Annotated in this window: 20 protein-coding genes; 6 read left to right on the top strand and 14 right to left on the bottom strand. The window is 36.6% G+C overall.

Annotated elements, in window-relative coordinates; all coding sequences use genetic code 11:
- Positions 1 to 29 precede the first annotated feature (29 nt).
- Positions 30 to 512 (top strand): VOC family protein, encoded by a 483-nt coding sequence (locus EUI_RS0101555; protein ID WP_029508489.1) that lies wholly within the window; start codon positions 30 to 32, stop codon positions 510 to 512.
- 233 nt (positions 513 to 745) lie between these two features.
- Here EUI_RS0101555 and EUI_RS0101550 read toward each other — a convergent pair whose 3' ends face one another.
- The 10 genes from EUI_RS0101550 to EUI_RS0101505 all read right to left on the bottom strand — a co-directional run bounded on the left by EUI_RS0101550 (position 746) and on the right by EUI_RS0101505 (position 9,450).
- A complete protein-coding gene (locus EUI_RS0101550; protein WP_010015601.1) occupies positions 746 to 1,951 on the bottom strand; it encodes an MFS transporter in 1,206 nt (401 codons plus the stop codon).
- Positions 1,952 to 2,004: 53 nt separating this feature from the next.
- Complete coding sequence (locus EUI_RS0101545; RefSeq protein WP_010015600.1) at positions 2,005 to 2,487, bottom strand: HIT family protein; 483 nt, start codon at positions 2,485 to 2,487, stop codon at positions 2,005 to 2,007.
- Positions 2,488 to 2,548: 61 nt separating this feature from the next.
- Complete coding sequence (locus EUI_RS0101540) at positions 2,549 to 3,412, bottom strand: NAD(P)-dependent oxidoreductase (RefSeq protein ID WP_010015599.1); 864 nt, start codon at positions 3,410 to 3,412, stop codon at positions 2,549 to 2,551.
- A 4-nt stretch (positions 3,413 to 3,416) separates the two neighbouring features.
- Positions 3,417 to 4,406, bottom strand: coding sequence for a D-2-hydroxyacid dehydrogenase (locus tag EUI_RS0101535; RefSeq protein ID WP_010015597.1), 990 nt, complete (start codon positions 4,404 to 4,406; stop codon positions 3,417 to 3,419).
- Between the two features lie 68 nt (positions 4,407 to 4,474).
- Positions 4,475 to 5,722, bottom strand: coding sequence for a tyrosine--tRNA ligase (tyrS, locus tag EUI_RS0101530; RefSeq protein ID WP_010015595.1), 1,248 nt, complete (start codon positions 5,720 to 5,722; stop codon positions 4,475 to 4,477).
- A 309-nt stretch (positions 5,723 to 6,031) separates the two neighbouring features.
- A complete protein-coding gene (locus EUI_RS0101525) occupies positions 6,032 to 6,724 on the bottom strand; it encodes a hypothetical protein (protein WP_010015594.1) in 693 nt (230 codons plus the stop codon).
- On the bottom strand, positions 6,717 to 7,349 hold the full coding sequence (locus tag EUI_RS0101520) for an ABC transporter ATP-binding protein (protein WP_010015593.1): 633 nt from the start codon (positions 7,347 to 7,349) through the stop codon (positions 6,717 to 6,719). Before EUI_RS0101520 ends, EUI_RS0101525 begins: the two co-directional genes overlap by 8 nt.
- Positions 7,350 to 7,970, bottom strand: coding sequence for a hypothetical protein (locus EUI_RS0101515; RefSeq protein WP_010015592.1), 621 nt, complete (start codon positions 7,968 to 7,970; stop codon positions 7,350 to 7,352). It lies immediately after the preceding gene.
- Positions 7,958 to 8,644, bottom strand: coding sequence for a hypothetical protein (locus tag EUI_RS0101510; RefSeq protein WP_010015591.1), 687 nt, complete (start codon positions 8,642 to 8,644; stop codon positions 7,958 to 7,960). Before EUI_RS0101510 ends, EUI_RS0101515 begins: the two co-directional genes overlap by 13 nt.
- Complete coding sequence (locus EUI_RS0101505; RefSeq protein WP_010015590.1) at positions 8,641 to 9,450, bottom strand: hypothetical protein; 810 nt, start codon at positions 9,448 to 9,450, stop codon at positions 8,641 to 8,643. Before EUI_RS0101505 ends, EUI_RS0101510 begins: the two co-directional genes overlap by 4 nt.
- A 176-nt stretch (positions 9,451 to 9,626) precedes the next feature.
- Between EUI_RS0101505 and EUI_RS0101500 the strand changes: the two genes are divergently transcribed.
- Positions 9,627 to 10,403 (top strand): helix-turn-helix transcriptional regulator, encoded by a 777-nt coding sequence (locus EUI_RS0101500; RefSeq protein ID WP_010015588.1) that lies wholly within the window; start codon positions 9,627 to 9,629, stop codon positions 10,401 to 10,403.
- Positions 10,404 to 10,625: 222 nt separating this feature from the next.
- Positions 10,626 to 11,387 carry a DUF975 family protein gene (locus tag EUI_RS0101495; RefSeq protein WP_010015586.1) on the top strand — a complete coding sequence of 254 codons (762 nt, stop codon included), beginning with the start codon at positions 10,626 to 10,628 and terminating at the stop codon, positions 11,385 to 11,387.
- Between the two features lie 55 nt (positions 11,388 to 11,442).
- Here EUI_RS0101495 and EUI_RS0101490 read toward each other — a convergent pair whose 3' ends face one another.
- The 3 genes from EUI_RS0101490 to EUI_RS0101480 are packed head-to-tail and all read right to left on the bottom strand — an operon-like array spanning position 11,443 to position 13,349.
- Positions 11,443 to 11,700 carry a hypothetical protein gene (locus tag EUI_RS0101490; RefSeq protein ID WP_010015585.1) on the bottom strand — a complete coding sequence of 86 codons (258 nt, stop codon included), beginning with the start codon at positions 11,698 to 11,700 and terminating at the stop codon, positions 11,443 to 11,445.
- Entirely contained in the window at positions 11,697 to 12,452 is a 756-nt protein-coding gene (locus EUI_RS0101485; protein WP_010015584.1) for a hypothetical protein, read from the bottom strand. The genes EUI_RS0101490 and EUI_RS0101485 overlap by 4 nt, the downstream gene beginning before the upstream one ends.
- A gap of 6 nt (positions 12,453 to 12,458) precedes the next feature.
- Positions 12,459 to 13,349, bottom strand: a complete 891-nt coding sequence (locus EUI_RS0101480; RefSeq protein WP_010015583.1) for an XRE family transcriptional regulator — start codon at positions 13,347 to 13,349, stop codon at positions 12,459 to 12,461.
- Between the two features lie 261 nt (positions 13,350 to 13,610).
- On the opposite strand from EUI_RS0101480, the gene EUI_RS0101475 reads away from it, so the two are divergent.
- The 3 genes from EUI_RS0101475 to EUI_RS0101465 all read left to right on the top strand — a co-directional run bounded on the left by EUI_RS0101475 (position 13,611) and on the right by EUI_RS0101465 (position 17,459).
- On the top strand, positions 13,611 to 14,900 hold the full coding sequence (locus EUI_RS0101475) for an MFS transporter (protein ID WP_010015582.1): 1,290 nt from the start codon (positions 13,611 to 13,613) through the stop codon (positions 14,898 to 14,900).
- A gap of 47 nt (positions 14,901 to 14,947) precedes the next feature.
- Complete coding sequence (locus EUI_RS0101470) at positions 14,948 to 16,372, top strand: glycoside hydrolase family 32 protein (protein WP_010015581.1); 1,425 nt, start codon at positions 14,948 to 14,950, stop codon at positions 16,370 to 16,372.
- 103 nt (positions 16,373 to 16,475) lie between these two features.
- A complete protein-coding gene (locus EUI_RS0101465) occupies positions 16,476 to 17,459 on the top strand; it encodes a LacI family DNA-binding transcriptional regulator (RefSeq protein WP_010015579.1) in 984 nt (327 codons plus the stop codon).
- Positions 17,460 to 17,500: 41 nt separating this feature from the next.
- Here the strand turns inward: EUI_RS0101465 and EUI_RS0101460 are convergent, their stop codons facing one another.
- Entirely contained in the window at positions 17,501 to 18,715 is a 1,215-nt protein-coding gene (locus tag EUI_RS0101460; protein ID WP_010015577.1) for an ATP-binding protein, read from the bottom strand.
- Positions 18,716 to 18,752: the final 37 nt, after the last annotated feature.

The raw sequence follows: 18,752 nt of genomic DNA, 5'->3' as shown, positions 1-18,752 counted from the left end.
AGGATTTGTATATAAAAGGAGAATTCAACATAACAGAACAAGATACAGGTTTTTCAATCATAAATCACATTGGTATCACTGTTAGTAATTTAGAAAATTCAATCATATTTTATGAAGCATTAACAGGAAAACAGATAACCAATAAAGATCAAATTGGCGGCAAACGCATGGCCGAGACACAGGGCTTGGACAATACATTAATTAAATTTGCCAATCTTCATTTAGGTAATGTCAACATTGATATTCTAGAATACGTTGAACCAAAACCAAGCCAAGCGCATTATTCAAATGAACAAATCAGTGCCATGCATATGTGTTTTGAAGTTGATGATATCGATGCTGCGGTTGCTCGCTTAAAAGCCATTGGTATCCATCCCGACGGTAAACCCATCTTTTTTGAAAAACAAGATGGATTGAAAAATGGATTGGGTACCGGCGTCGCTTATTTCACTGATCCTGATGGCACAAATCTTGAATTAATTGCACCAAAGGGCCCATTTACTCGCGGATAATCATGATATGTTAGTTTAGACAACATTAAATTTTGTCTATTTTATAAAACGATTAGCAGTTATTCTTCTCATATCAGAGGCGAATCGTTAATCATAGTAAAACAGGTGTTTAGTAACCAATAAGAGCCATTTATTCTATGATTTTTATTCACAGTTCTAACATTATAAAACCCGATGACTTGCACATTATGTGCAAGTCATCGGGTTTTATTTGTTGAATCGATCAAAATAAATCATCTGCTACGTTCGTGAACCGCATTAAATACGACGATACTTAAATTCAAACCAGCAATAATGAATAAACTCGTCATCATGTTTGCTAAGTGTTTCGTCGCAAATAACCCAGTCACGATTGGCATTAAGAAAAATGCCACACTACCAAAGAAAAAATAAAGGCCTGTTAGTCGACCGGAAAATTTTGAATTGTGTGCAATTAATTGACTCAATCCTAATTGTAGTGACCCCCCAGCCGCAGAAATACCAAAAATAAAACAACCCAAACTAGCAAGGCGCATCTCTTGGCTTGAAACGATCACAGCCAATCCCACTATTGTTCCAATAGCCGTTAGGACAAGTAACCTGGCTTCGCGTATCCACTTTTGATTAGTAATTAAAAATAACAATCCCACACCAACTAATGATCCAATACTATAAAAAGTCATTAGCAAATGTGAATTAACCGTTGTAAAAGACTGCACAACATGAAAGTATCGCGTGACCCACTGCGTAAAATGAAGCATCAACCACATCGAACTAAAACCATAAATTAAGAAAAGTATTTTTGTGATATCCCACTGCCATTTAACTTTATTTTTAATGACTTTTGACGTTGCTTGAGTTTTCAAAGTATAAAATTTTTCAGATTTAATAGACAACATGGTACTCAGATTCACAATCAAAATAGCTGTTGCTAACCAGTATAACCAGCCAAACCAAATCTTTTGATTAATTAGTGTCACTAATATGATAGGCAGCAAACCTTCACCCAATGAAATCATAGCTTTTATTAAGACATTACCACTCGATTTACCGTGATTAATCTCTAATAATGTTGGATATGCAACTGCATCTAAGGCTGCATTCGCTAATCCTGCCAAAGTTGTCACAATAACCGCCAAAAAAATAGTATGTGTTAATGGTAATAATGTAAAAAACAAAATATACGTGATCGCTGCGATACTAAGCAGTTTTTTTCGATCTAAATGATCTGATAGTTCTCCTAAGATAGGATAAGCGATGAGTTTTCCAATACCAATTGACGACACAACAGCAGTTGTACTGGCAATAGAACTCTGCCACAATGTACTCAATTGTTGGACAGTCTGTGCTAAAATGATTAACGCAAAACCTTGTACGATATAGCTTAAATAAATAACTAATCGCACTTTAAAATGGCTGACCTGATATTCAGCCGTTGTTCGCTGCTTTATTTCTGTCATTTAAACTTCCTTTATTAACTTCATATACTTAATTTTTATACAAAAAACGATTGTCAAAAAATTATATATTCAATATGATTTTTTTGACAATCATTAGTAAGATATTCGGTTATTCTCTTTCTTAATGTATCATGTTTCATTGGATCATAGCGATATTGTACATCAGTCCAATGATCAGAACTGTATAACCAGACCGGCTTTTCCAATCTTTCTCGTTTTTCTGTTGCATATCTTGGAAAGACATGGGCGTGAAGAAAATTATCTGTATTCCCTAATATATCATAGTTAATTCTGTCAGCATGACACACGTCCAATATCGCATCACCCAAGATACTCATATCTCGTAAAAACGACTGTCTTTCATCTATATTTAACTCATTTAAGGATGACACATGGCGTTTTGGTAGTAGAACAGAATAACCAGGTAAACATTGTACATCGCCAAAAACTGCGTAACCGCCTTCTAATTCTGTCATAACCATTGGATTACTACCATTGATAGCCGATCCAATACGATCTTCGAACCATTGTTTCATTAATTTTCACCAATATTTTCAGTGACAATGAGACTTGTTTCACGTGAAACACTATCAAGTCCTACTGAAATTCTGACCACAACTTAACAATGGCTTGCACGCCTTCATCTCCATGTGTTTGACTTAACTTAGCAAAAAGTTGCTCTGCCAACTGCGCACCGGGCAAATCAAGTTGCATATCAGCTGCTGAATCAAGCGCGATTCTAAGGTCTTTTAACAAATGTTTAACATAAAATCCGGCAGAAAAATCACCTGACATCACACGTGGCATATAATTTGTGACTGACCATGAACCTGCTGCACCACTACGCCACACATTATAAGCATCCGTCATGTTCAACCCAGCTGCTTTTGCGTAAACCATTGATTCTGCCATTGTAATGACTGTCGCGGCAACACCAATATTATTACTCATTTTCATGTGTTGCCCTTTACCAGCCGATCCTGCTAACACAATTTGCTGCCCAATGTCTTTGAATATTGGTAAAACTTGATCAAAAGTTGTTGATGATCCACCAACCATGATAGATAAAGTGCCATTTTTAGCACCTGTATCGCCACCAGAAACGGGCGCATCTATCACTTGAACGCCAAGTTCCTCACCCTTTTTAGCCAATTTTTCGGCTAATTTTGGCGTGGACGTTGTCATATCAACTAAAATAGCACCAGTTTTAGCACCTGCAAAAATACCATCTTCTCGCATCCAAACATCTTCAACATCTTTTGGATAACCAACCATCGTAAAAGTAATCTCTGAAACTCGCGCAACATTTGCTGGCGTATCAGCCCAAACAGCACCATGAGAAATAACATTAGCGGCCTTGGATTGTGTACGATTATAAACAGTCACTTGATGACCAGCATGTAATAAATTATTGACAATGCCTGTTCCCATGACACCAGTTCCAATAAAACCAATCTTCATTTTGTCACCTCAAAATTTCGTTTTCAGTGTGCCCACCATTTGCCATGATCACAGCATCATCTAGCGCAATTTCAACCATATTTTTGATAGCCGTATTCGTATAAAATGCAATATGTGGTGATAAGTAAAAGTTATCTAATTGAATCAGACGCTGAATATTTTCCGGCAACTCCGCAACTGTCTGTTTTTGATCCATAAATTCATTCTCATTTGGCGTCACATCAAATGCAGCACCATAAAGTTGCCCAGATAGCAAAGCTGCTTCCAAAGCAGCCATATCGACAATGCCACCACGGGCCATATTAAGCATAATCGTGCCTGGTTGAACCTTCGCAAAAAAGGCTTGATCTGCCAATCCTTGCGTTTCAGCATTTAACGGCGTATGAAAACTAATCACATTGGCACGTGATAAGGCATCATCCAAAGTTGTATATTCGACGAATGCTTCATTTTGGGCATGATAAACAGGATCCACAGCCAGCACTTTGGCACCCAATGCATGCAAAATTTGTGCAAATGCTGTCCCAATACGACCAACACCAATCACTGCAACTGTTAATTGATAAATTTCTCTTGCTTGACCACCTGCAGCCCAAGTATAATCACCCGTTGCCATCGCGCGGTCAAATCTTTTGTTGTTACGTAAGATATTAAATAATTGTGTTAGTGTATATTCGGCAATCGCTCGGGGTGAGTATGCAGCGACATTTGACAGACGAATGTTGTTACTAAAAGCAGCTGGTAAATCAAACACGTCATACCCAACTTGGCGTAAGGCAATTTGCTTGATACCATAACTAGCAAGTTTTTGATAGATAGGAGCTGGCACATCAGTTGTTTGTTGTGTCGTGACAGCGTCAAATCCCTGTGCCTTATCAACATTATCTACCGATAATGGTTCAAATAGCGTCACGACTTCATGCCCTGTCTTAGCCGCCCAAGCATTAACGTAAGACACTTCTTTATCCACACTATTGTACATTAAAATTTTCATCATATACTCCTTTTATTTATCCTAACACTAACGTTATCATACACTTTAAATTAAAGGCTTGCTTCTCATTATTTTACTTTTCCTAAGAAATACTTCTTCTTGCCACGGCGTACCAAAACAAATTTGCCATCATAATGCGCTGATGGCGAAATTTCAGTAGCCACATCTGTTATTTTTTCACCATTAATTGTAATTGCGCCATTATTGACATCTTCACGTGCTTGTCGCTTAGACTGATCCACACCACCATCAACCAAAAAGTCAATAATGTTCTTGCTTTCAGCGGTAATATCAAAACTAGGAACACCACCAAAAGCGTCAGCAATTTGTGCCGCTGACAATGTTGCAACATCACCACTAAACAGTGCTTTTGATAATTGTTCAGCGTCAGCAACAGCTGTTTGACCATGAACAAATTTGGTGACTTCTTGTGCCAAACGACGTTGTGCTTCACGTGCGCCAGGGTTAGTATCAATTGCTTTAGCTAATGCATCAATTTCTTCACTGTTCAAAAATGTAAAGTATTTCAAATATTTGACGACATCAGCATCGTTTTGATTCAACCAGAATTGATAGAATGTATAAGGCGATGTCTTTTCAGGATCCAACCAGATTGCGTTTCCTTCGGATTTTCCGAATTTTTTACCAGTTGAATCAGTCATCAGAGGAATGGTCAAACCAAAGGCTTTTGCCGCATTACCTTCAAGTGAGTGAATCAAATCAATACCCGATGTGATATTCCCCCACTGGTCAGAGCCACCAATCTGTAATTTCACATCTTCTCGACGCCACAATTCATGAAAATCAATGCCTTGCAGTACTTGATAAGTGAATTCTGTAAAAGAAATTCCTGTTTCCAATCGTGAAGCCACAACATCTTTTTTCAACATCACATTAATCGAGAATAGCTTACCATAATCACGCAAAAAATCTGTTAGCGTTAGCTTTCCGAGCCAGTCATTATTGTTAACAATGCGTGTGTCATTATCACCGAAAAGTTTTGTAACCTGTGCTGTAATACCCTTTTCGTTTTCAGCCAGTTGTTCTTGCGTGAGTAGTTGACGTTCTGTTGTTGGTCGCGGATCACCAATCGCACCTGTCGCGCCACCTATGATAATCACTGCCTTACCACCAGCATTTTGAAAGCGCTTCAATACCATAAATGGAATTAGATGACCTAAATGCAATGAATCGGCCGTTGGATCTGTTCCAACGTAGGCCCCAATTTTGCCACTTGCCATTGCCTCCAGTAAACCCTTTTCATCAGTGATTTGATTTAATGCCCCACGCCACTTAAGATCTTCTATAAAATTCATGTTTTTCTCCTTATTTGTCAATAGATAGCAAAAACCGCCCTATAAATTAATATAGGACGGTTTTAACCGTGGTACCACCTAAATTGTAAGTCATCGGACCTACCACTTAAAATGCCTTATCGCGGCATACGTCATATTTTTTTCGTTGTGTAACTCGAGACAGCGGTGGGTTAGTTTACAGCAACCACTAACTTTCTTTGACGCATCCATCTGCCTTTTTAGCAACTCATGATGTTTTCATTATACCAGATAATATCAATTAGAGGTGATTTCTCCAATTTTTATCAAAATTAACTCTCTCGCAACATCTCAATCTTTCATAGGTGTTAATTCGACATAACTACCACGTTCAACGCCAGAAAAATTAATGCTTAGCAAGCGATGATGTTCAAGTAAGATAATAGCGGTTGAACGCTTTAACGTTGATGATATCATGCCACCTTGCCCATCACCGCCACCATTACCATTTAGAAACTTACTATCAACCGTAATTGTTGCTGGTCGAAATTTGTCGCGTTGTATCGTTTGACGTTTAATATCGTGAATCTTAACTTGATAACGTCCTTCGGGAATTTGTCGATTGACTACATAATTTCCCGGTGTTGAAATTGTATAAACATCATTCCGTTTCATCAAAGGTTTAAATTCAGCCGGTTCAAATTTGACTGCCTCACCTTGACCAACATTAAATGTTGTTGTTCGATCAAGGGCTAAACCAAGATAACGATCGCCACGCTGACCATCAGATAGCACAGGTGTATTCGCTAAACGATCGGATAGTATCGTGATATCGTAGATCCCAGTAGTTAAACCGAGTTGCGTAATACCTTTTACACCACCCACGTTTTCGATGACACTTGATATTGCAGTATTTTTACTTTGACCCAATAACTGTCGTGGCCCTTCTGGCATAACGTGATTTTTAATAATCGGCACTAACTGCCACAAAAAAACACCAAAACCACAAGCAATAATAGCTGTGATAATCCATTTTTTATACATCTGACACAATCTCCCCATCGGACAAATCAATAATTTTATCAGCTAATAGCGTTAAGTCTTCTAAATTATGACTGGCTAATATAATCGTTGCCCCACGTTGCGCTTCTTCTGCCAAAAGTTCACGTATTTGTATCACACCTTTTTGATCGATTGCATTGGTAGGCTCATCCAATAAAATTAAACTAGGTTTTTCAAATAAAGCCTGTGCTATAGCACCACGTTGCTTCATACCTAAGGAAAACTTTGCAACTTTACGTGAATCATTTGTTGTCAAACCAACACGTGCAATCGTCTGTTCAATATCATCATCAGTAGCAACTTTTTTTATTTGCGATAATAATTTTAAATTTTTGGTTAATGAGAATTCAGGAGCCAAATTATTATTTTCAATCAGCAAACCAAGACTTGGTGGAAAATCAATGTTTTCACCTAATACCTCACCATCAACCACGATACGCCCAGAACTCACTCGTATTAAACCAGCTAGCGCCCGTAGAAACATCGTTTTTCCAGCACCGTTTCGACCACGCAAACCATATATTTTACCAGCTTCAAAAATATATGACACATCTTTTAAAATTGTTTCTTTTTTTATCTTAACCGTTATATTTTTTACTTCTATCATTTAGATTACCTGTTTTTTTCTGTATATATAGCCTAGACCCGCATATAATCCTGTAATAATCATTAGCATGATGATAGTTTTACATGTATTTAACTCTGAAAATCGGCCAAATAAAAATAATATGGGCAGCAGTATCGGTGTTTTGACAAACAATCCAAATCCTATCATGCCAACCATCATAGCCAAACCACTAACACTACTGAAATAAGATTCAACTATACGTTGTAATAGATGCCACATCACATAAAAACATATGACACCAAGCCATCTATAATCAATGCCTGTTTGTTTTGTCAAAAAAATCTGACTAAGAATAATGGCAAATGTGGTAACAATAACAATAATTGTAGAATGTAAATAGCTTTTGATCATCACTTGTAAACGATTTTTATGTCTCACAAAATAGTTCAGTCCCTGACCTGTTTGCATACGCTCCTCCCAACCAACAATTAGTATAAATGGTGTTAATTGAGATACTAGTAAAGCAATCTGTTGTACATAGGTGATAGTCGATTGATTCATCAAATATATTGGCGTTTCATGCGTCAATTGTTGCCCAATAACAAAAAGAGTACTCAAAATAAAACATATCACTATTTGATATTTCGTTATTTGTACCATTGCAGCCACTTTGCTTTCGATTCACCAATAAGGTAAATACCAATAATTACAAATATCCAAATCCCCATCATAAAGTAGGGAATAACTATCGTCACATCTGGCCATTCTCCAATCATGCTCACAATCGCATAATATTGCCAAGGTAATGGCACTGTCAGGCTTGTCGTCGCCATTACCACAATAGAAATAAGCGTTGCTACAATTAATGCCAACCATCGTTTATTCGTGCCATTATAAATCACCATCATCAAGATATGCATCATGGTTAACGACAAAAAAGCAGTAACTAATTGGAGCGACCATAGCAATAAAAAAATATTGAATTGATTGGCAGTCATTGTAATAACTAGTACTCGTATCATACCCATAACACCAATAATTATCACAAAAATGATCGCATCTCGTATACCTTGTCGCACATTTTTCCTAAAAATAGCGACGCGATTTTTTTGTCGCATTAATTTCTGCAAGTCTATTGTTATATTTTTAATTGTTATGGCCAAGAAAAGTGGTACAAAAAGTGTCCACCACACCAGTGCATCTAAATAACGACTGGCTTCATAACGCGACCAGTCTCCAAAATCATATACCATCCCAAATTTATACCAAGTAAAGAAAAATATACAAAAAATAATGGCAGTCACACCTAACCATCTTATAATTTTTTTACTCATGATATGTGCCACCTAACAAAATAACGATAAACTAAACTATTAAACACGATAGCCCCAATTGTTATGACCACATAACCTAGAATAATGTGATTTAAATAAGCTGGTATCAATGGTTGCATTAACTTATTGATACTCAGACTACCACCAGCCCAGAAAGGTAAGTATATGGCCAATGTGAGTAACACAAGTTGATATAATTTTGTAACGATTAACCCTAGTGAAACCAAAACCGTTCCAAATATAATGAACAACCAAGTATTCCCCAAGCTATACAATATATCAGTCATTAAGAGATGTTGCCAGCTCCAGACGCCCCAATGCCAGATTAGATCTGATTTTAATGGCATGATCACCTCTGGACCTATGGGATCAGCATAGCTTTTTGTAATCACTAACCTACTACCAAGAACAATAAGATGATTAAGTAATAATGGACCAATGAATAATAGACCACTTGTCATACCTGAACCAATATATAATTGTTGCAAATATTTCTTATATCCCAGTCTTGCCATAATAGCAACATCAAATCCTGATTTTTGATCGCTGATCTGATTGATGGTCACACCACCTAATATAAAAAGTGGCAAAAGACTATACATCGCTGTGCTCAAAAAACTAAATGCACTTTCGCCATTGCCTACAAGAACAAAGGTCATACGTAATATCGTATGACCTCTGTATAATCCATAATTAAACGGATGTATTCCTAAAAAAGTTAACACCATAATAGATGTTGTTATTATTAGCAATACTTTATAGGAAAGACTAGCAATAATTCGCTTTAAGAAAAAATTACTAATCATACTGTTTTCTCCTTAATTCATGTTGAATAATACAAAATAGTATAACATTTGCAATTCATATCCTATGCCCATTATTCTATGTCGACAAATTTATCATTATATGTTAAACGCTCATCTATTTTTATGATACAATAAGTGCTTATTGTTATAATTAAACTTTGATCGGAGAAATATTTATGAAATTCAATACTATCCAACACATTTTACAAACTATTCGAACGCGACATAACCTCACACAAGTTGAATTTGCAGAGAAAATATTCGTTTCACGTCAAACCATTTCTAATTGGGAACGCGGTATTAGCACCCCTCCCATTACAGCACTTACCATTATTGCCAAAACCTTCAACACGCCACTACCAGAAATTGTGTCTGCCTTAGAAGGGCAACAAACTGACAAGGCTCACACTGCTGAACGCCAACTGCTTGTTGATGCTTTTTTGTCTTTGCTATACCGTCACAACGGCGTGTACTGTGACATTGATCTCATTATTCAAGAGACTGGTATTGCACATCAACATGCAATCAAATTATTTAACTCACCATCAGCCATACTCCAATACATTGCAAAACAAGTTGATGCTCAAGTCATTGCAGCCTTGTCAACCAGTACAGCAACAGATCCTTTTGAGATGATTGCTGATTATGTTTTACCCGTATTATATGACAATAACCATACTTTAAAGATTCTCTACACTGGTCACTATGCCAATGGCGAATGGCTATATTTCTTAAAAAAAGTCTACATTAAGTGGGCAACCCCATTCTTTGAAAATTACAATCTCGGCACGGCACCAGTGAGTCGAGAATTCGCCATTGATCTCACAGTTAAGACCACACTGGCAATTATATCTACTTGGCTCACACAACCAATACCCACTAAACCCGCTGATTTCCGCCAGACATTCCTCCATTTGACACACACCCCCATTGCACAAATTGTTTCACCATAAGCAACCTAACATCTAATCACAGTAATACCTATCTTAACTTTGGCACACTTTATACCAATTTAACCGCCGTTTCCTAAACTCAAACCAACTAAACACTATATGATCTTAAATTCGGTCTTTTGGTTGTTGTTCATTTTGGCCTGCTATTAACAGGTTTAACTTGCAAATATCCCTTTTTCTTGTTACCATTACTTTACTATTAGTGGGAGTAATTCAAACAATATGCTAAATAACAGAAAAATTAAAAAAATCGCGTGGTCACGTGTCACAACACATTTTAAGGCAGCATTTTTACTATCATTAGTTCCGATGATATTCACTGTATTTGGTGTGATGTCGAATCACAATTCTCGTGATGTCACTTTTTCACAAGATTTGAATCCAACAACACAAAAAGTAACCGATACAGCAAGCAATATGGGGCACCTTTTCCAAGACAATTGGCTTACCATTACAATTGTGAGTCTCATTGTTTTGATTATTGTTATAGTCATTGGCATATTGATGACAGCCATCAGTGATTTCTTTTCTGAAAGTTCGGTTAGTGGCTTTATTGATTGGCACGAAACTGATAAAACACCCGATTCACCAATTAAAGCTGGTTTTAACTTGTTAACTAGTACTGCATTCCAAATTGCTTTTCTACGTGCCGTTTATACGTTATTGTGGACATTGCTGTTCATCATACCTGGGATCATCAAGAGTTTTTCATACTCACAGGCGTTGTACTTATACCGTGATGACCTACGCGCTGGGCGTGATATTCAGTCAACCAAATACTATATCGCGCAATCTCAAAAATTAATGACCGACTATAAAGGCCAATTATTCATGATGTATCTCAGTCTTATCGGCTGGTACTTCTTAGGTTTTTTCACTTTTGGTCTCGCCAATTTATTCACTTTACCTTATACACTGGCTATTCAAGCCGAATTTTACATCGCATTACGTGGTGAACAACCTACAAAAACAACCGTATTATAAAAACCGAGAATTGAAATTCTCGGTTTTTTTGTGTCATACATACTAAAACAACTTGTCAATGACGCAATATCCACATTTGGTCATTATAGCCCTGGACAAATGTTGTTACTTCAGTTAACTTATCATGTAATATAACATTTCCAAATCGTAACAAAGCATTAGGATAATGACGTAGCTTACGATTGGTAAAGTCTTGACGAGCTTGTTGACAGCCCAAATCATAATCGTTTGTTTGTTGTTTTATTTGCTCTCCAAAATTGCTATACGCACCAGACTCATACTGCTTTTTAATATACGCATGCAAATTAATCATTGTGTCACCTCGTCTGCTGACAATCTAGGGACATGCTTCTTATGTTGCACAATAACTATAACCATAAATGGTATTACCATGAGTGAACAACTCAGTAAAAATTTCAAAAATTCGTTACTAAAATTCTGCTTCAAAATCATTTTCTGTACGATGCCAAACAAATAATATCCCGGGGAAAATTTTTGGACAGCCGTGATTGCTACTATAACGTTTCCAGATAACCATGTATCAAGACGTACCATGAGCATCCCAAAGACCATACTCAATGGCATACTGAGCGCATCAAGTGTTCGACTATCCACAAAAATACCTAACAAGAAGCCAATAGCACTCAAGTAAATACCCATCAAAGAAAACAATATAAGCATAGTAGCAATATTTAAATTGAACGCCAACGACTTCATCAATAAACCAGCCGCTATAATCACAACACAAATGGCAAAGTTTAAAATAATTTGTACTGCCATTTGATCCATTAACCAACGTCGCATACTGTAGTTTGATGTGCGGGCCTGCAGCTGATAAAACTTTCTAGTGTGACTAATTTTTTTTGAAAAAGTTACCACCGCATTTCCAGCAATGCCAATTGCACATGCAGCACTCACCCACAAGTAGGCGTTTGACATCGTGAAGAATCCCGATGATTTGGCCATGCTAATCATCATACTATACCAAGCCAGTGGAAAAATCAGTGTAAACAACAGGAAACGCTTATTACGAGATGTTTCTTTAATATCCAACCAGATAATCATCCTATGCTACCCAACTTCCTGATTATTAATACGATACCATTGCTCAATTGTCTGGTTGTTGGCATGTATTGTTGCAACTGATACATCTTTGTCAATCACACCATTTTTTAACAAAACAACTCGCGTAAAATATTTATCGATTTGATTAAAATCATGCGTAATCGTTATCACACTGCCACCAACATGATCTAGATAGTGCCAAAAGAAATCAATTGATTCCAGATCCATCCCCACTGTTGGCTCATCTAAAATTAAGAGTTTTGATGGTTTAAGTAAACTAATTAACAATGCCAATCTTCTTTTTTGACCACCAGATAATTGGCTAATAATAACTTGTGACTGCCCATTGAGATTAAATTTTTTAATCATTTCAGTCACAAATATTGGTGAATATTGTCTTTGAATTTGAGCTGATAGCATCACGTGTTCTCGCACTTTTAAGGATTCAATCAATACATTCTCTTGTGACATCACACTCAGATCATCACTTGGATTAAAAAAACGTCTCACTTGTCCGCCATCAGGTTTAACCAAACCAACAATTGTGTTAATAATTGTCGTCTTTCCAGACCCATTAGCACCTAACAAAGCAATGCGATCACGACCATACACTGACAAATTAATGTCTTTAAGCACTGTCTTTTTGAATTTCTTACTGATATTCTGTAACCGGATAATCAGTTCTTCATTGCTCTGTTGACCTGATAATAAAAAATCCAAGTCAACTGCTAAAATCTCTGCCAATGAAATCAATTTATCAATATCTGGTTCAGCATCACCATGTTCCCATTTAGATACGGACTGCCGAGACACATATAATTTCTGAGCTAAAGCCTCCTGTGACAAACTCTTTTTTTGTCTCAGCAAGCACAATTGTGATTTAAAAACATTTTTCATATGCCATTTCTCCTATCATCTTTAGATTGCACCACTTATGAATTTGATTATACATGAAATAGCATTTTTTGAAATCTTATAACTAATATTGCTGTAACCCTTTATTTGCTGAGATTGCAACTGTTGGTTGCAACGCGTATTTGACAAGAGTGATCACGCAATTGGTAAAAATGTATAGCAATCGGTTGACACATTGAACACAAAACCTTATAATATTTTATGTAAGCGTTTACATAAAACTAAATAAAGAAAGGTTTCATTATGAATTCTACTAAAAGCAGACTGCGTTCTTTCAAAAACGCATCTTATCTTCAAAGTTCTACAAGTATGTTACTGTTTTTTGCCTCTTGGGGCATCTGGTGGAGTTTCTATCAACTCTGGTTAACATCCCCAACAAGCAACGGCGGTTTAGGCTTATCTGGCGCGCAAGTGGGTACAATTTTTTCAGCTAATTCTTTATTCAGTTTGATACTTATGTTTGTATACGGTGCAATTCAAGATAGGCTGTTTATAAAAAGATACTTACTAATCTTTAATGCTATCATCTCAACTCTAATCGGCCCTTTTTTCATCTGGGTATACGCACCACTTTTAACCAACCATTTTGTGATTGGCATGTGGGTTGGCGCTATTGTCTTATCTACAGGATTCTTGTCAGCAGTTGGTATTTTAGAAGCTGTTACAGAAAGATTCAGCCGTGTTTTTTCTTTTGAATATGGCCAAGCACGTGCATGGGGATCTTTTGGATATGCAATTGTTGCTTTACTAGCAGGGCTTCTATTTGTCATTAACCCCCAATTGAACTTTTGGTTCGGATCTATTTTTGGCATTCTTTTGCTTGCCAACCTTATCTTTTGGGTGCCTAAAGAAGAACGTGATGCTAAACAAGCCATCTCAGACTTAGCACGCGAAGATTCAATTCCAAAATTGTCAGATATGCTACATTTACTCAAATTACCAGAACTATGGCAAGTTATCATCTTTATTATCTTCAGTTGGACTTTTTATACGATATTTGATTCGCAAATGTTCCCTGACTTCTATACAAAGTTATTCTCAAGTCCAGCTCTGGGTCAACATGCATATGGCACCCTTAACAGCATACAAGTATTTTTTGAAGCGATTATGCTAGGTGTTGTTCCAATTATAATGAGAAAAATTGGTGTCAAACGTACATTGATGATTGGTGTAGTTATTATGTTTATGCGTATCGGCCTCTGTGGTTTTAATACGAACCCGTACACTGTTTCTGCTATTAAAATGTTGCATTCATTAGAGGTACCAATGTTTACGTTATCAATTTTCCGCTATTTCACACTACACTTTAACACAAAATTATCTGCCTCATTATATATGATTGGGTTTCAAATTGCTGCTCAAATAGGTCAAGTTATTTTATCCACACCATTAGGAATACTACGAGATCATGTTGGTTATCAAAACACATTTCATGTGATTTCGGTCATGGTTTTATTAGCTGGTATTTATGCTTTCTTCGTTCTTAAAAAAGATTCTCAAGATGTTAATGGTACGCCATTAGCCAAAATATAATCATAGTCAAAACCAATATTAATTTTCATACAAAGGAGTCAACAAAAATGACAAAACAACTAACCGAAGAAAACTTCATTCCTATAACTAATACACGTTACAGGCCAAATTATCATGTTGCCCCAACAAATGGCTGGATGAACGACCCCAATGGCTTCGTGTATTTTCAGGGCTATTATCATATTTTTTATCAACACTATCCTTATGCTGCACAATGGGGACCAATGCATTGGGGTCATAAGCGTAGCCGCGATTTAATTCACTGGGAAGATTTACCAATCGCGCTTACGCCCGGCGATTCTGAAGATACTGATGGTGTATTTTCTGGTAGTGCCATCGTTAAGGACGGCCGTCTATGGCTTGTTTATACAGGTCATCACTACTATGGCGATAACGATCCAGAACACTTCTGGCAAAATCAAAACCTAGCTTACAGTGATGATGGTATTCACTTTACTAAGTATGCGAATAATCCTATTATTTCACAGGCTCCAGACGACAGTTCACATCATTTTCGAGATCCAAAAATATGGGAACATAATGGATTCTATTATATTATATTAGGTAATCAGTCAAACAATGGCTTCGGACGCGCTATTTTGTACCAATCAACAGATCTTTTTGAATGGCAGTATTTAGGTGTTTTAGATCAATCACAGTCTATCGCAGCTGAGGGAGATATGTGGGAATGTCCTGACTTTTTCACATTGAATGGCAAAGAAATTCTCCTAATGTCACCTATGAATATTCAACCACAAGCATATAAATTTAAAAATTTATACCAAACTGGCTATTTTATTGGTCAGTTTGACTATACGACGCAAAAATTTGAGCGAAATCACTTTCAAGAACTAGATCACGGACATGACTTTTATGCCTCACAAACAATGCTTTCCCCCGACGGACGACGCATTGTTATTGGTTGGGCCGACATGTGGGAAAGCAAGTTTAATGAAAAATCTGATGGTTGGACAGGTTTATTAACATTGCCAAGACAATTAATTTTAAATGATGACCATCTTTCTATGCAACCTGTTGCGGAAACGAGTAGCTTGAGACAGGAGACACTATGTCAAGGTACCTTATCACCAACAACAACATTATCTCAGCATAACAGTGCTATTGAAATTAAAGCAACATTAGCTACTAGCACTGTCTCCCTATATGTAAAAGATGTCTTAAATAATGACATTATCTCGCTTCATTTTGACAAAGATACACATACTTTTGTCCTTAACCACATAGATCACCCAAATGATCCAAGATACGCCTTTGTAAATGAACTAGATCAACTAGACTTTAATATATTTGTGGATCATAGTGTGATCGAAATATTTGTTCAACAAGGTGAAGCAGTATTTACAGAAAGATTTTACATCACTGGAACACCTGTCATATCGTTGGTCTCGGATGATAATAGTACCATATCAGGTCAATTCACAACATATCGCCTTGATAGTCAGACGATTTAATATTTTAATCCACACTTTTTGTAGTATACTTTAATTGAAATGACATGCTTATCAATATGTTGATAAGCATTTTTTTAATTAATTATAAATGGAATGTAAAATAATGAGCTATAAACTTGAAGATGTCGCAAAATTAGCGGGTGTATCAAAAACAACTGTATCACGCGTTCTAAATAATCGTGGCTATTTAAGCCAAAAAACAATTGATAATGTATATCAGGCAATGTCCCAATTAAATTATCAACCAAACGCTGCCGCCCAACAGTTACAAAAGAAAAAAACACATATTATCGGATTACTTTTCCCTGCAATTGCGCATCCTTTTTTTGGTGAGCTCGTGGAATTATTGGAAAAAAAGTTATATCTCAAAGGATATACAGTAATTGTGGGCGATTCAATGTATGATGAAAAAAAAGAAGAGCACTATCTCAGACAGTTGCTCTCTCATCAAGTTGATGGTTTGATCGTGGGAACGCACAATTTTAATATACAAACCTATAATAAATATAGTGGGTTACCCATCGTTTCAGTTGAACGTATTCTAAACGATGAGATTCCGACTATTTCCGTAGATAACTATCATGGTGGTGTTTTAGCCACACAATATTTAATTGATCAAGGTGCTAAACACATAGTCCATACCAGTGGTCACACTTACCCAAATATGCCTAGTAGTCTTAGACATCAAGGTTATATCGATACAATAAAAAAACATCATTTTACACCGCATCATTGGGAAGTAGAATTTGAACTATCCCATGGCGAAAAAGACATTATCTTTTCTAGATTATTAGACGAACATCCCAATGTCGATGGTATATTTGCTGGTAATGACGTTGAAGCTGCACAAATTTTATCCTTAATTCAACGAAAGTATACAAACGCCAATAATCAGCCATTGGTGATTGGATTTGATGGCACAAATTTAATACGCACTGTTTTACCAAACATGCCAACAATCGTTCAACCTATAAATGATTTAGCAGATACTGCCGTGACTGTTTTAGAAAACCGTATGATGAATGTACCAACACAATCTACTTATATGCTAGATGTGACTCTTTATGAAGGGATTAACCAAAGCTAACTAGGTTAAGCAATATTGATAGGCTGCAATAAACATCCTTTTTACCTAAACTTCGGCGAGGCTGTGTCATGTTTAGTCGTTGGCTTCGTGACGTCAACTAGCATGGTATTTGGGTTGCGGTACATTTTAAGTATAGCTTGCCCAACGGATAAATTATGATAATCAGCTATGTTTTTTAAGCTGACAATCTGTTGTAACTCATCAGGATGATTTAATTGATGAATCAGTGCACTACCAAATTGACCGCTTAACTGTGCAGGTATATCTAAAGGTGATTGTGTTGAAACCACAGAATAAATACCATACTTACGTCCCTCACGCAGTATTTTAAACAAACCAGTATCATTAAGTTGTTTTTGGTTCTCTGGCATATAACGATGTGCTTCATCAAGAAAAATTGTGATTGGAAAACGAATCGTACTAGCCATTCTGATGGCCAGCAGCTTTTTGAGTAGGAGTGATAATACTAATCGGCTAACATCACTACCCGTTTTCAACTGACTGACATCAATGACAAGTGTGCGTTGCTGGCTCCGACGTTCAGAAAATAACTTTAAAATATAAAATATATCTGTCTGTGTTGCCCGAGGTACAATATGATTGTGGTGCATATTGAACACGCGATTTAAAGTAGGCTGTCTCACACGAGATTGCCCACTTAATAGATCCCCCCATTGTGATCTTACCGCTTCATGGTCAATTTCTTGGCCTAATAAATCATAATCTGCCTTTGAATCACCAAATGGTACAGCAAACTCTTGAATAACTTGTGTCATCAACAATGTCGCATCATAATCACGTCCAAAAACTGATAATTTTTGTTGCTCCTGATCAAATGTCGTTAGTTTTTTATTGATTTTGATATAGGTGCCATTATTTTTGATGACATTTTTCTGAATCTTAAGTGATTCAATTGCCATAGCTAATTTTGGGATTAAACGATCGTTTTTGATACCTAATATGTTTCCAACATCTTTAGCTTCTAATTCTGCAAAATCTAAATTAGCATCTTCTCCCAAAGTATAGGTAATGGCATGGGGTATTTGACTATATTCACCTGTTGCATCAAAAATAATACTCGTTTGCTGAGATTGCTGTAACGATTCGACCAAAGATAATAATGATGTCGATTTGCCATTACCTGTCGCACCAACAATCATTAAATGGTGAGATAATAACTCATTGGGATCAAGGGATAGTGGTTTATTCGTCCCACTTTTTTTCACAAAGTTGTTTAAAGCAATATGATTTATCACAACGTTCACCTCTTGCTAGTTTATTTATTATACCTGC

This window comes from Leuconostoc gelidum subsp. gelidum KCTC 3527 (assembly GCF_000166715.1).
GTDB classification, from domain to species: Bacteria; Bacillota; Bacilli; order Lactobacillales; family Lactobacillaceae; genus Leuconostoc; species Leuconostoc gelidum.
This window is presented reverse-complemented; position numbering and strand designations above follow the sequence as displayed.